Origin of the sequence: Cryobacterium sp. TMT2-18-2 (assembly GCF_004402245.1) — a bacterium.
GTDB classification, from domain to species: domain Bacteria; phylum Actinomycetota; class Actinomycetes; order Actinomycetales; family Microbacteriaceae; genus Cryobacterium; species Cryobacterium sandaracinum.
Genome location: NZ_SOFU01000038.1, coordinates 55,630 through 68,641 on the forward strand (window position 1 = coordinate 55,630; position 13,012 = coordinate 68,641).

Consider the following 13,012-nt stretch of genomic DNA (forward strand, 5'->3'; position numbering starts at 1 on the left):
ACCACAGGATTAAAAGTATGAGTGACATTTCTATTCACTTCACCGGATTCGCTGTCACGATATTCCCCGATAAAAACCCTGTCCACCGCGGTAATACCCGCACACAGCAGGCAGAGACGACGGGCCGCCCATTTCTTTCACCTGACCGGCGACACGCCGCACACAACTATTCTTCGGGAAACTCAGACGAAGATCACGGACTGACCAGGACGACGCCACGAGCGCCTTTTTCGGCGTCGGACATGATGTGGCTGACGAAGGGGTAACTGCCGGCCTCGGGGAAGGTCAACTCGACGAAGCCGCCCTGGGCCACGGCCAGGTCGAGCACCTGGGAGCCGCCCGTGCCGGTGCTGCCGCCATCACGCAACTGGTACTCGCCCTCCGTGAAAACGGTGTCGAACTGGCCGCCCACGACGTGGAAGGAGCTGCCCACGTTGGGGCCGGCGTCCAGCACCCAGATACGCACCTTCTCGCCGACCTTCGCCGTCAGCGGGCGGGCGCCGTACTGGTTGGCGATGCCGTTGAAGACCACCAGGTCGGGGAACTGCGCCGCCACCTTGTCGGCGTCGGCCTCCCCGCCCTGCGCACCGAGGTAGAGCTCGGACTGCACCAGGACGTATTCCCGGTCGACCGCTGAAAGCCCGGGTGGATCAATGATCACGGCGCCGAACATGCCGTTCGCCATGTGCACCGACATGGGCATCGTGCCGCAGTGATAGAGCCAGATCCCCGAGCGGGTCGCGGTGAAACGATAGGTCAGGCTCTCCCCCGGATTGATGCTGCGCATGGGCCGGTCGGGTGCGAGGGCACCCGCGTGGAAGTCGATGGAATGCTCGATCGACCCGTCGTTGACGAAGGTGATGTCGAAGACGTCCCCGACTTTGCCGTGCAGGGTCGGGCCGGGGGCTGTGCCGTTGAACGTCCACAGGGTCTGGGTGACGCCGGGAGACACCTCGGTCTCCACGTCTTCCACCCGCATGGTCAGCGTGTGCACGGTCTCCGCCTCCGCCGCTCGCAGCGCCGGGTCGCGGGCAACGAAATCGGCGTCGGGCTGACGCATCAAATCGAGATCGTCTGCCGCGCTGGACGCCCCGCCGGCGGACGCGGAGCCGTGGTCCATCGCTGGGGAGTCGTCGCCGGACTGAGGCTCGGCTCCGACGGCCACGACCGTGAGCACCATGCCCAGGACCTTGTGGCCGGCGATGGAGCACCAGCCCTCGACGTCGGCGCCCACGATACCGGCGTCGACCTGTCGGCTGGTGCCGGGAGCGATGGAACCGGAGACCACGCCGGTGGCGAGCACGAGGTTGTGCACCATCTCGTCGTCGTTGGTCAGGTTGATCACCAGGGTGTCGCCGACGGGCACCTCGATGGTGTCCGGGCTGAAGCGCGTGTTCTTCATGACGACGTCGACCGTGGTCGTGTGGCCGGTCGACACCCTGTCGACGGATGCCCCGCCGCTGGCAATTCCGGCGGCGGCCGGGTCCATGGCGATCCCCAGGGTCACGGCCAGGAGCAGAACGCCGACGGCCGTGACGGTCGCGCCGGTGCGGCTGGCCTGCGCCGCGGCGGCCGGTGGAGACGGCCGGGCCGGCGGAGCCGTCGCATCCGTCGCCCGGCGCAGCCGGCGGTTCTGCCGCAGCGCCCGCGGCATCAGGACCAGGAAGGAGGCGAGCGTGCCGACGACGAGCAGCGAGACCGTGACCTTCACCAGGCTGGGCACCGGCAGCAGATAGAGGATCAGGCCGACGTTGACGACGATGACCCGGAACAGGGCGCCACGATCGAGCAGGGCGGCCGTGGCCTTCGAGACCGAGGGTCCGCCGCCGAGCACGACCGGCACCAGGTAGCTGAGGGCTCCGAGCAGGATCTGCGCGGCGAAACCGACCGCGAACACGGGCACGAGCTGCCCGAGCAGGTCGGTCGCGGCTACCCAGCTCGGTGCGAACGTCACGATCAGGCCGAACCCGAGCACGCAGGCGAAGAACCAGGTGAGGGCGGCGCCGAGACTCCAACCGGCGAAGGTGACGGCCGGGGACTGCCTGGCCAGGCGCACGGCCTCCACCAGCACCAGGCCGAGGCCGACCAGGTAGAGCAGGACACCCGCGGCGGCGACCAGGCGCTGGTCGATCAGCAGGCCGATCCCGAGCAGAGCGAGGCCGGCCAGGAACAGAGGCAGGGTTCCGCGGGCCGAGGCGCGCGTCGTCTGCACCCGGGCGTGCAGCACCGTCGGCCAGAGCAGGGCCACCGTGCCGATCACGGTCAGGCCGACCCAGCCGAGCAGATTGAACCCGACATGGGCGATGTACATCCGCTCCGCGGACTCACCATCGATATCGGTCCGGGCCATCAGCACGCCCAGGACCACACCGATGGCCAGCGCGATTCCGGCCGCGATGTAGTAGCGCACGAGCGGTGCGAACCGTCCCGGCAGCGCTCCCCGCGACTGCCGGAACAGCAGCAGGGCGTGGGCGAGGGCATTCGTGCCGACCAGGATGCCGCCAACCAGCACGACCGGCCACCAGCCGCCGACGATGCCGGTGATCACGAGTACCGCTCCGAGGGTGTGCGCGCCGAGCCGAGCCCCGAGCGAGACGCGGCCGCCGGGGGCCGGATGCCGGAGCAGGGTGTCGGCGAAGTGCTGGCTCCAGACCAGGATCGCGGTGCTCACGGCGCCCAGGAACAGGAGGTGCACCATGAGCCACGGCGCGACCGGGATGAACCGGTGGATGAGCACGGCGATGAGAGTGAGGAGGAGCCACGTCGGAGTCAGGAGCCCGGTGATGAGGTGCCACAGTCGACGGTTCATGGTGTGACTTTCAGTTTGGTGTTTGGCTGGCGCAGCGGCACGCCGCGCACCACCGAGATCACGGCCAGCAGCACGAACAGGAGCACGGCCACAATGTTGGCCACGCCACCCCACTGCACCAGTGCCGGCAGGTCGCGCGCGTCACCGAGCAGGATGCGCACCAGCAGGGAGACGTGCAGCAGCAGCACCGGCAGGTAGAGCACCGGCCGGTACGGCAGCGGTCGGCGCAGCACGGCCGGCAGGATGGTCGGGGCGTGCGCCATGATCATCGACATCACGAACCCGAGGAAGACGGCGTGCAGCACGGCGTCATAGCCGGGGCCGGAGAAGCTCGGGCCGACGATGATCCAGCTGGCGGCGACCGAGAGCAGCCAGCCGTAGCCGGCCAGCAGGCACGCGGCCATGTACCGTGGCAGACCGGTGCTGCGGATGAGTCGGGTCGCCACGTCGTGCCGGAACAACCAGGCGACGAGACCGAGCATCCCGAGTCCGAGAACGGGGTAGCCCACCCGGGGCCAGACGAGAGCGACGACCGCGCCGAGGGTCAGGAACAGGCCGGCGGCCAGCATCCGCATTTCGGCGCGGTAGTCGACGGAGGGCGAGATGCGCGCGAGTTCGAGCCGCTCACCGGCGATTGTGAGCACCAGGTAGAGCGTCATCGCGGGCACCAGGACAGGCACGGGCACGCCGCCGAGCCACAGCACGGTGGCCGTGAGACCGAGCAGGGCACCGAGCGCCTGCACCGCGGCGGACGTCGACGGCTGCCGGAGCCAGATCGCCCGGTAGATGGCCAGCAACACGGCCGACCCGGCCACGAAGGCAAGCTGGCCGACCACCAGGGGAAGCGGCGACACGAGTGACAGGCCGCCGAGGCCCAGCAGCCCCGGCGACAGGTAGGCCCAGTTCCGGCGCACGGCGACGGCACGCTCGAGCACGACGACGGTTCCCACGAACCCGAAGACCATCAGGGGTCCGTGCACATCCGCCAGGCGCGCGGTCACCACCGGCGCCGGGAAACCCAGCAGGAGCAGCGCACCGTCGAGCCCGGCCAGCAGTGAGAGACCGCCGAGCAGCAGAAACGCTAATCGCCCGTTGCCGTGCACGGTGGTGTCGAATCTCGGGAGACTAGGCGGCGCGGGTGAAGCGGATGCGCCAGGCGTCCGGGCCACGCTCCACGTACGACACGGTGAACGCTCCCGGGCGTGCCTTCTCGAGCTGCGCCAGCAGGGGCAGGGGGTCGTGCGGGGCGATCAGGTCGAGCGAGAAGCCGAGTTGGATGGCCTCCAGGGCACCGAAAATGGCCGCGTGGCGAACCGCGTGCGGGATGGTGCGTCCGTCGAGCACGATGGTCTCGGCGTCGTCATGGTTGCAGTTGCAGGTGTGCGCGCTGCTCAGGGTGATGGGTTCGGCGGTCATAGGATGAGTCCTCCTCGGTGGAACGACCGAGCCGGCCGCTAATAAACAGGATACACGTCCGGTTAATTATTCCGGAATCGGACCAGGTCGGACCAGGTCGGATCGCGTCGGACCAGGTCAGGTCAGGCCCACCCAGGCGGTGGACCCGTCGACCTCGTACTGCTTCTTCCAGATCGGCACCTCGAGTTTGACGGTCTCCACCAGGCGTTCGCAGGCTTCGAATGCGACGGCGCGGTGGGCGCTGGCCGCGGCCGCGACCAGGGCCAGGTCGCCCACGTCGAGGTGGCCGATGCGGTGGCTGACCGACAGGTTCACCTGCGGGTACTCACGGGAGTACCGGGCGACGATCTCGGACAGGATGCGGCCGGCATCCGGATGCGCGCTGTAATCGAGGCCGGTCACCTGCCCGGCGGCGTCGGGGTCGTGGTCCCGCACCTGGCCGATGAAGGTCACGACGGCCCCGCAGGATCCGGTCGACACGGCCGCAACGTGCGCGGCCAGGTCGAGCGGCGCCGTGGCCACCTGGTTGACGGCACCCTCGCCAGGGTTCGCGTCGTTCTCATTCACGCCGCTTCGGTCAGTCGTTCCTGCTGAATTCACACATTCAGAGTACGCGCGGAAGCGGAACGAGAAACGTACTCCACTGTTCCCGGAGCATCGAGGGCCAAAAAACCTGAGGCCGAGGGTCGATCCCCGTTTCGCGGCGCGCGGCGAGCGACACCACCGAACGGTCACGGCCCACTCAGCTAACCGACGATCTCTGCCACAGTCGGGCAGGCCGCCTCGGCAGCCAGTTCGACTCGGGTCTGCGCAACCGTCCAGGGCAGCGCGACCGACGGTTCGTTCCCGCGCCCAGCCGGGGCATCGGCGATGATGGCGGCCAGCTGACGGGCCAGTGTCAGGGCGAACGGGTCACCCGCGCTCGAGTTGTTCAGCATGACCACCACGGTCATGGTCTGGTCCGGATCCGCCAGGGTCGCCGAGATGAATCCGGGGATCGATCCGGTGCGCCCGCGGAGGGGCCCGACCTGCTCCGCGCCGAGGCCGTAACTCTGCCACGACGGGGTCGTCACATCTTCGTTCACGGTGTCCCACTGGGCGCTCGCCGACGACTCGGACAAGAGACCACCCGCAGCGAGAGCGCCTGCCCAGGTCCTCATGTCGGCCAGCGTCGAAACGATACCGCCCGCCACGCCGCTCATCGAATTGGAGAGCAGGGTTCTGTCGGTGATGGCCGTGCACACCGGACCGTCGGCGCCCACCGCGGCCGCGTAGCCGTGCGAGTGTGGTGCGGGGAGGTCCATATCGCCGGCGTGAGGATATGAGGTGTCGTGCAGACCGAGCGGATGGAAGATGTACTCATCGTAGAGCGCCGCCCACTGCCGGCCCGTGGCCCGCTCGAGCGCCATCCCGAGCAGCACGATTCCGGTGTTCGAGGGACCCCACACGCTGCCCGGAGCACCCGTTCGGGGCGTGGCCAGCCCTTGGGAGACGAGTTCCATCGCCGGCCAGGTGCGCAGGGGGTTGTGCACGAACTCCCCGGCCAGAACGGGACTGTAGGACCCCAGCCCCGAAGTGCCCTGGCAGAGCTGGCCGAGCGTCACGCCCGCCACGCCGACGAGGCGGGGCAGGTAGGTGGAGACCGGGTCGTCGAGCGTCACGGTTCCCTCGTCGACCAACCGGAGCAGCACCGTGCAGGTCATGGCCGTGGTGTTGGTGCCGATGCGGAAGTGCATCCCGCTGCTCATCGGGACGGACCCGCCGATTTCCGTCGTGCCGTGCGCGACGGTCCATTCGCCGGCGGCGGACCAGACCCCGACCAGAGCGCCGGAGGAACCCGATAGCGCCATCGCCTCGCCCACGGCCGCGTCCAGCTGCCCGGCGATGTCCACCGCGAACGGCGTGCTGCTCTGGTCGACGCTGTTCCGGCCCGCGGTGCAGCCGCTCAGCACGACGGCTGCGGCGACGCCGAGTGCGAGCAGCGCACGACGTCGAATGGTGGGCTTGATGATGGCATCCCCCAATGCTCTCCACCAGCTTGCCCCATCGGGGCTCGGGCGCCTAACCCGTGCGCGAGACACGCGTCCTACACCCGCTCGAAGATGGCGGCGAGCCCCTGGCCGCCGCCGATGCACATGGTCTCGAGCAGATAGCGCCCCTCGGTGCGGTGCAGGTGACGGGCGCCGGTGGCGAGGATGCGCGCCCCGGTCGCCCCGACCGGATGCCCGAGCGAGATACCCGACCCGTTGACGTTGGTGCGCGCCCAGTCTGCCTCGGTGAATTCCCATTCCCGGCTGACCGCGAGCACCTGCGCGGCGAAGGCCTCGTTGAGCTCGATCAGGTGCATGTCGGCGAGGCTCAGCCCCGCGCGCCGCAACGCCCGGGCGGTGGCCGGCACCGGCCCGATTCCCATCCGCGACGGCTCGACTCCCGCACGCGCCCATGTGACCAGCCGCACCAGTGGGGTCAGCCCGAGCTCGGCCGCCCGTTCCGGGGTAGTCACGATGCACGCGGCCGCGGCGTCGTTCTGGCCGCTGGCGTTTCCGGCGGTGACGGTGGCGTCGGCGTCCGTCTCTAACAGGATCGGGCGGAGGCCGGCCAGAGCCGTCAGGCTGCTGTCGGCCCGCGGGGTCTCGTCGGCGGAGACCACGACGGGGCCCGTGCGGCCCGGCACCGTGACCGTGACCGTCACGATCTCGTCGTCGAACCGGCCCTCGGCCACGGCGACGGATGCCCGCGCCTGCGACCGGAGAGCCAGGTCGTCCTGTTCGGTGCGGCCGATGCCGTACTCGCGGCGCAGGTTCTCGGCGGTTTCGAGCATGCCGCCGGGTACCGGGTAGCGGCGCCCACCGGCGGTTTCGCGGCCGCGGCTGAGCGCGTCCCGGAGCAGGATTCCGGCGCCGCCGCCCACACCGAAGCGGGAGTCGACGGTGTAGAACGGTGCCTGGCTCATCGATTCGACCCCGCCGGCGACGACGACGTCGCTGACACCGGTCTGCACCTGCATAGCCGCGTCGAGGATGGCCTGTAGCCCTGAGCCGCATCGCCGGTCCACCTGCACGCCGCCGACCGTCACGGGCAGGCCGGCGTTCAGTGCGGCGACGCGCGCCACGGAGGCGGCCTCCGCGGTGGGATAGCCCTGGCCGAGGATCACGTCGTCGACCACGGTCCCGTCGATTCCGGTGCGTTCGATCAGCGCCGTGATCACGGCCGCGGCCAGCTCGGCCGGCGCGACCGCCCTGAAGACGCCGCCGAACCGGCCGATCGGGGTGCGTAACGGTTCGCAGATGGCGACGTCCCTCACGACGCGGCCACCGGGTTCGGGGCGGAGAGGAGCGTGTGGATGACGGTCGGCGTCCCCGGTACGAGCAGCGGCACCTCGGTGGCGGCCTGTACCTCGGCCACGGTGAGTCCCGGCGCGATCTCGCGCAGCAGAAGACCCTCCGGCGTCACGTCGATCACGGCCAGGTCGGTGATGATGCGGGTCACGACGCGCTTGCCGGTCAGCGGCAGGCCGCACTCGTTCACAATCTTGAAGTCGCCGTTCTTCGCGGTGTGCTCCATCACGACGATCACGGTGTCGGCGCCGTGCACGAGGTCCATCGCACCGCCCATACCCTTGATCATCTTGCCGGGCACGGCCCAGTTGGCGATGTCGCCGGTGGCGGAGACCTGCATCGCGCCAAGCACGGCCACATCGATCATTCCGCCGCGGATCATGCCGAAGCTCTGCGCGGAGTCGAAGTAGCTGGCACCGGGGTTGACCGTGATGGTCTCCTTGCCGGCGTTGATCAGCTTCGGGTCCTCCTCGCCCTCCCACGGGTACGGTCCCACCCCGAGCACCCCGTTCTCGGAGTGAAGGATGACGTTCACCCCCTCCGGCAGGAAGTTGGGGATCAGCGTGGGCAGCCCGATCCCAAGGTTGACGTAGCTGCCGGGGGTGAGCTCCTGCGCGGCGCGCGCGGCCATTTCATTGCGAGTCAACGGCATGATCAGCTGTCCTTTGCGACGGATGCGACGGATGCGACGGATGCGACGGATGCGACGGGCCGCGGCCGGGTGGTGGTCTTCTCGATCGGCAGGTCGGCGGCCTCGGCGCAGGAGAGCGCCACGATGCGGTGCACGTAGATACCGGCGAGGTGGATGGCATCCGGATCGAGCTCCCCCGGCTCGACCAACTCGTCGACCTCGGCGATGGTGATGCGGCCGGCCATGCCGGCGACCGGGTTGAAATTGCGGGCCGACTTCTCGAACACGAGGTTGCCGTGCCGGTCGCCCTTCGCCGCGCGAACGAGGGCGAAGTCGGTGACGATGGCCTCCTCGAGCACGTACTCCTTCTCCCCGCCGCGGAGCGACGCGAAGGTGCGGGTCTCCTTGGGCGGCGACGACACCGTCACCGACCCATCCGGCCCGTAGCGCCAGGGCAGCCCACCCTCGGCGACCATGGTGCCGACGCCGCTGGCGGTGTAGAAGGCGGGGATTCCGCTGCCGCCGGCCCGGAGCCGCTCGGCCAGGGTGCCCTGCGGGGTCAGTTCCACCTCGATGTCACCGCCGAGATAGCGGCGGGCGAAGTCCTTGTTCTCGCCGATGTAGGAGGCGATCACCCGGCTGATCCGCCCTTCCCGCAGCAGTTCGCCGAGCCCCCAACCGTCGACACCGCAGTTGTTGGAGGCGACCCGGAGGTCGGTGGTGCCCTGGGCCAGGAGCGCCCGGATCAGCACGATCGGGACGCCGACCAGGCCGAAGCCGCCGACGGCGAGGGAGGCCCCATCCGGGATGTCGGCGACGGCAGCCGCGGCGGAGGAGTACGTCTTGTCCATGGAGTGGTCCTTCAGCTTCAGTTCGTGGTGCCGATGTCGATCGTCTTGAAGGTATCGCGGGCCACCGCCAGAGCGGAATTCGCGAGCACCCCGGCCCGGATGCGGGCGAGCACGTAGTCCTGGGAACGGTTCTCGACCACGATCGGGTCGATTCCGGCGTCACGTAGGGCCCAGGCCAGCAGAAGTCCGGCGGGGCCGGCGCCGATGATGGCGACACGGGTGTTTTCTGGGGACACGGGTTTCTCCTAGCGACGGTGACAGGTGATGAAGTCATCCTGTGGGGTGATGATGCCACCTGGTCCGGTAGTTTCCACTCAGTGGAAGGCAGCAATGGTCACGATGTGGCCCGGCGGTAGCGGATCGTCGCGGCCGTCGGACGGCGAACAGGCACGCGGGGACCGTCACCGACGCCGAATTCGATGCCCAGAAGGCGGAGCAGCTCGCCCGGTTCTGCGTCGCTGCGGAGTCGCTTCCGAGCGATCTGAGTCCGTGCCGGTAGCGTGGGGTCCATGCTCGAGCTCATGGATGACCGGCCGGACATTCTGCTGCGCCGCGACGGGCGGCTCGCCCAGATCATCCTGAACCGCCCGGCGGCGCTGAACGCCCTGACCCACGCGATGATCCGACGGATGTCCGCGGTGCTGACCGACTGGGCCGCCGACGGGCAGGTCGAGACCGTTCTGCTGACCGGTAGCGGCGACCGGGGCCTCTGTGCCGGGGGCGACATCGTGGCGATCTACCGCAGTGCGGACGCGGGCGCGGACGATCGAGCGGACGCTGACGCCGAGGCCGCCCGGTTCTTCGCCGACGAGTACCATCTGAACGCGCAGATCCACCGGTTCGCCAAACCGTACCTGGCCGTGATGGACGGCGTCGTGCTCGGCGGCGGGGTCGGCGTCTCCGGCCACGCGAACACCCGGATCGTGACCGAGCGCACGCGGCTGGGGATGCCGGAGACCGCGATCGGCTTCGTACCCGACGTCGGCGGAAGCTGGCTGTTGTCCCATGCCCCCGGTGAGCTCGGCACCCACCTCGCCCTGACCGCCGCCCTAGTCTCCGGGTCCGACGCCATCGCGCTGGGCCTGGCCGACCACTTCGTGCACAGCGACCGACTCCCTGCCCTGGCCCGCACCCTGGCCGTGACCGACGCGGCCGAGGCCGTGCGCGCCCTGGCCGAGACTCCCCCGCCCTCCGACCTCCTCGCCCAGCGGCACTGGATCGACGAGTGCTACGCGTCCGATGACGTGGGCGAGATCGTCGCCGCCCTGCGACGTTCCCCGGTGGAAGCCGCCCGCGACGCCGCCGCCCTCATCCTCACGAGGTCGCCGACCGCCCTCGCGGTCACGCTGTCCTCGCTGCGCCGGGCCCGGCGGCTCCCGAGCCTCGACGAGGCGCTCGATCAGGAGTACCGGGTGACGCTCCGTTTCCTGCAGCGGAGCGAGCTGCAGGAGGGCATCCGGGCCCAGGTGATCGACAAGGACCGCAGCCCCCGGTGGTCGCCCGCCGGTCTCGGCGAGGTGACGGAGGCGTCCGTCGCGGCGTTCTTCGCGCCGCTCGGCGAGCAGGAGCTGGGGCTGGGGCTGGGAGTGGGGCTCGGGCTGGGCGAGATGCCCTACGTCGACGCCGACCTGATCTTCGTCACCGATCTACTCACCCCGGGTGAGCGCGCGCGGCTGGCCGCGGCACGATCGTTCTATCAGGCCGAGGTGCGCCCTCTCGCCGTGGACTACTGGAACCGCGCCGAGTTCCCGTTCGAGTTGCTGCCCCGCCTCGCCGCGCAGAACCTCGCCGCGACCGGTGCTGCCGCGACCAGCCATCTGCTCACGGGGCTGCTGCAGATGGAGCTGACCCGCGCCGACACCTCGATCTCCACGTTCTACGGCGTGCACCACGAGCTGTTCGCCGCCGCCATCGACGAGCTCGGCTCACCCGAGCAGCGGGAACGTCTGCTACCGGGCCTCCTGGCCCTGGAGAAGATCGGGGCCTTCGCCCTGACGGAACCGGAACACGGCTCCGACATCTCCCGAATGATGGAGACCACGGCCACCCGCAGCGGCGACGAGTGGGTGCTCAACGGCACCAAACGCTGGATCGGCAACGGCGCCATGGCCGACTACGTGCTGGTCTGGGCCCGGGACACCGCGGACGGGCAGATCAAGGGATTCATCGTCGAGACGGAGCGGCCCGGGTTCACGGCCACCCCGATCGAGAACAAGATCGCGGTGCGGATCGTGCAGAACGCCGACATCACCCTCACGGAGGTGCGGATCCCGTACACGAACTGGCTGCCGGGCAGCCGGAGCTTTCAGGACACGAACGTGCTGCTCCGGAACTCGCGGATCTGGGTGTCGTGGCAGGCGGTCGGCCAGCAGCTCGCCGCCTTCGATGTGGCCCGCGCCTATGCGCTGGAGCGGCGCCAGTTCGGCATGCCCATCGCATCCTTCCAGCTGGTGCAGGAGCAGCTCTCCCGCATGATCGGCAACGCCACCCTGTCACTGTCGCTGATGGTGCAGATGGCGCGACTGCAGGAGAGCGGGCGGCTCACGATGGACCAGGCGGCCCTCGCAAAGGCGACCTGCACGACCCGGATGCGCGAAACGGTGGCCCTGGGCCGCGGTCTGCTCGGCGGCAACGGCATCAGCACCCGGTACGAGATGGCCAAGATCTTCGCCGACGCCGAGGCGATCTACTCCTACGAGGGCAGCTACGAGATCAACGCGCTGTTGGTCGGCCGGGCCGTGACCGGCATCTCCGCCTTCAGCTGATCACCGCTCGCCCGAACGAATTCGTGAGCTAGACCGGCGCGACCGGCGGCACCGGAACCGGCGGCGTGGGAGCGTTCCAGGCCTTGATGACGGCCCAGCCCACGGCGGCGATCGGCACCGAGATGACCGCGCCGACGATGCCGCCCAGGATCGTGCCGGCCGTCAGCGCCAGCAGGATCACCAGGCCGTGCAGGCGCAGTGACTTGCCGAGCACCACCGGGGACAGGAAGTTGCCCTCGAGCTGGTTCACGGCGACCACGATCGCGACCACGATGATGGCGGTGGTCAGGTCGTTCGTGACGAGGGCCACCAGTGCGGCGAGGATGCCGGCGGCCGTCGCCCCGACGATGGGGATGAAGGCGCCGACGAAGACGATGACGGCGAGCGGCAGCGCCAGCGGAACCTGCAGGATCCACAGTCCGATCCCGATGAACAGGGCGTCGACGAACGCGACGATCGCCGTGCCGCGCACGTAGTTGCCGAATACCTCGACGCTGCTCACGCCGATGCGTGCGGCCCGCTCGTGCCGCTTGCCGGCGAGCGGCTGGATGAGGAAGCTCCAAATGTGAGGGCCGTCCTTCAGGAAATAGAAGAGCACGACGAGGCCGAGCACCACGCCGGCCACGATCTCGGCGGCCACGGAGACCCCGGCCAGGGCCCCGGACCCGAACTGGCTGCTGGTGGCGAAGTCGATGACCGACTCGCGCACCGAATCGATCTGAGCGGAATCGATCGGCAGCGTGCCGCTGGTGAGCAGTTCCTGCAGGCTGTCGAGCCCCTTGCTGGCCGAGGTGAAGAGGGTGTCCCACTCGCCACGGATGCCGAACACCACGAGGGTGACGACGCCACCGAAGACCGCGACGCTCAAGATCAGGGTGATCGCCGCGGCAAGGGATTCGTTCGCCCCGCGGGCCAGCAGGAACCGCATGAAGGGGCGCAGCGCCGACGCCACGATCAGGGCGATCAGGAGCGGGGTGAAGACCAGCTTGAGCTGCGTGATCCCGTAGAGGGCCACCACCAGCAGGGCGAGGACCAGCAGGGCCTGGCCGGAGCGGATGGCGGCCCGGCCGAGATAGTCCGTCCAGGACGAAGTGGGCGTGGTCATAGGGATCTCCAAACGAGGCGAACAACGGCTGAGCCACCCAGCCTAGCCAGACTGCCTCGGCAGACTGCCGGTAGCGCGTGTCGGCCGTGTGACGTAC

At 69.4% G+C, this 13,012-nt stretch carries 11 protein-coding genes; 1 reads left to right on the forward strand and 10 read right to left on the reverse strand.

Annotation, left to right across the window (positions count from 1 at the left end; translation table 11 throughout):
• Positions 1 to 193: 193 nt before the first annotated feature.
• From E3O22_RS14120 to E3O22_RS14160, 9 genes are all read right to left on the reverse strand, one after another.
• Entirely contained in the window at positions 194 to 2,809 is a 2,616-nt protein-coding gene (locus E3O22_RS14120) for a multicopper oxidase domain-containing protein (RefSeq protein WP_134394494.1), read from the reverse strand.
• Positions 2,806 to 3,912 carry a hypothetical protein gene (locus E3O22_RS14125; RefSeq protein WP_134394495.1) on the reverse strand — a complete coding sequence of 369 codons (1,107 nt, stop codon included), beginning with the start codon at positions 3,910 to 3,912 and terminating at the stop codon, positions 2,806 to 2,808. Before E3O22_RS14125 ends, E3O22_RS14120 begins: the two co-directional genes overlap by 4 nt.
• Before the next feature lie 22 nt (positions 3,913 to 3,934).
• Positions 3,935 to 4,225 carry a DUF2249 domain-containing protein gene (locus E3O22_RS14130; protein ID WP_134394496.1) on the reverse strand — a complete coding sequence of 97 codons (291 nt, stop codon included), beginning with the start codon at positions 4,223 to 4,225 and terminating at the stop codon, positions 3,935 to 3,937.
• A gap of 117 nt (positions 4,226 to 4,342) precedes the next feature.
• Entirely contained in the window at positions 4,343 to 4,792 is a 450-nt protein-coding gene (locus E3O22_RS14135) for a molybdenum cofactor biosynthesis protein MoaE (RefSeq protein WP_104101383.1), read from the reverse strand.
• A gap of 179 nt (positions 4,793 to 4,971) precedes the next feature.
• The gene (locus E3O22_RS14140) at positions 4,972 to 6,249 is read right to left on the reverse strand and encodes a serine hydrolase (protein WP_134394497.1); all 1,278 of its coding nucleotides are present in this window, start codon (positions 6,247 to 6,249) and stop codon (positions 4,972 to 4,974) included.
• Between the two features lie 62 nt (positions 6,250 to 6,311).
• Positions 6,312 to 7,529, reverse strand: a complete 1,218-nt coding sequence (locus tag E3O22_RS14145) for an acetyl-CoA C-acetyltransferase (RefSeq protein ID WP_134394498.1) — start codon at positions 7,527 to 7,529, stop codon at positions 6,312 to 6,314.
• A complete protein-coding gene (locus E3O22_RS14150; RefSeq protein ID WP_134394499.1) occupies positions 7,526 to 8,215 on the reverse strand; it encodes a CoA transferase subunit B in 690 nt (229 codons plus the stop codon). Before E3O22_RS14150 ends, E3O22_RS14145 begins: the two co-directional genes overlap by 4 nt.
• Before the next feature lie 2 nt (positions 8,216 to 8,217).
• Positions 8,218 to 9,045, reverse strand: a complete 828-nt coding sequence (locus E3O22_RS14155; protein WP_134394500.1) for a CoA transferase subunit A — start codon at positions 9,043 to 9,045, stop codon at positions 8,218 to 8,220.
• Between the two features lie 17 nt (positions 9,046 to 9,062).
• On the reverse strand, positions 9,063 to 9,281 hold the full coding sequence (locus tag E3O22_RS14160) for an FAD-dependent monooxygenase (protein ID WP_134394501.1): 219 nt from the start codon (positions 9,279 to 9,281) through the stop codon (positions 9,063 to 9,065).
• Positions 9,282 to 9,554: 273 nt separating this feature from the next.
• On the opposite strand from E3O22_RS14160, the gene E3O22_RS16480 reads away from it, so the two are divergent.
• On the forward strand, positions 9,555 to 11,810 hold the full coding sequence (locus E3O22_RS16480; RefSeq protein WP_241976665.1) for a 3-hydroxyisobutyryl-CoA hydrolase: 2,256 nt from the start codon (positions 9,555 to 9,557) through the stop codon (positions 11,808 to 11,810).
• A gap of 28 nt (positions 11,811 to 11,838) precedes the next feature.
• Here E3O22_RS16480 and E3O22_RS14170 read toward each other — a convergent pair whose 3' ends face one another.
• A complete protein-coding gene (locus tag E3O22_RS14170; protein ID WP_134394502.1) occupies positions 11,839 to 12,915 on the reverse strand; it encodes an AI-2E family transporter in 1,077 nt (358 codons plus the stop codon).
• Positions 12,916 to 13,012 lie beyond the last annotated feature (97 nt).

Coding starts and splice junctions, on each gene's coding strand:
- E3O22_RS14170 (WP_134394502.1), bottom strand. CDS start 12,915: ATGACCACGCCCACTTCGTCCTGGACGGACTATCTCGGCCGGGCCGCC.
- E3O22_RS16480 (WP_241976665.1), top strand. CDS start 9,555: ATGCTCGAGCTCATGGATGACCGGCCGGACATTCTGCTGCGCCGCGAC.
- E3O22_RS14120 (WP_134394494.1), bottom strand. CDS start 2,809: ATGAACCGTCGACTGTGGCACCTCATCACCGGGCTCCTGACTCCGACG.
- E3O22_RS14155 (WP_134394500.1), bottom strand. CDS start 9,045: ATGGACAAGACGTACTCCTCCGCCGCGGCTGCCGTCGCCGACATCCCG.
- E3O22_RS14130 (WP_134394496.1), bottom strand. CDS start 4,225: ATGACCGCCGAACCCATCACCCTGAGCAGCGCGCACACCTGCAACTGC.
- E3O22_RS14150 (WP_134394499.1), bottom strand. CDS start 8,215: ATGCCGTTGACTCGCAATGAAATGGCCGCGCGCGCCGCGCAGGAGCTC.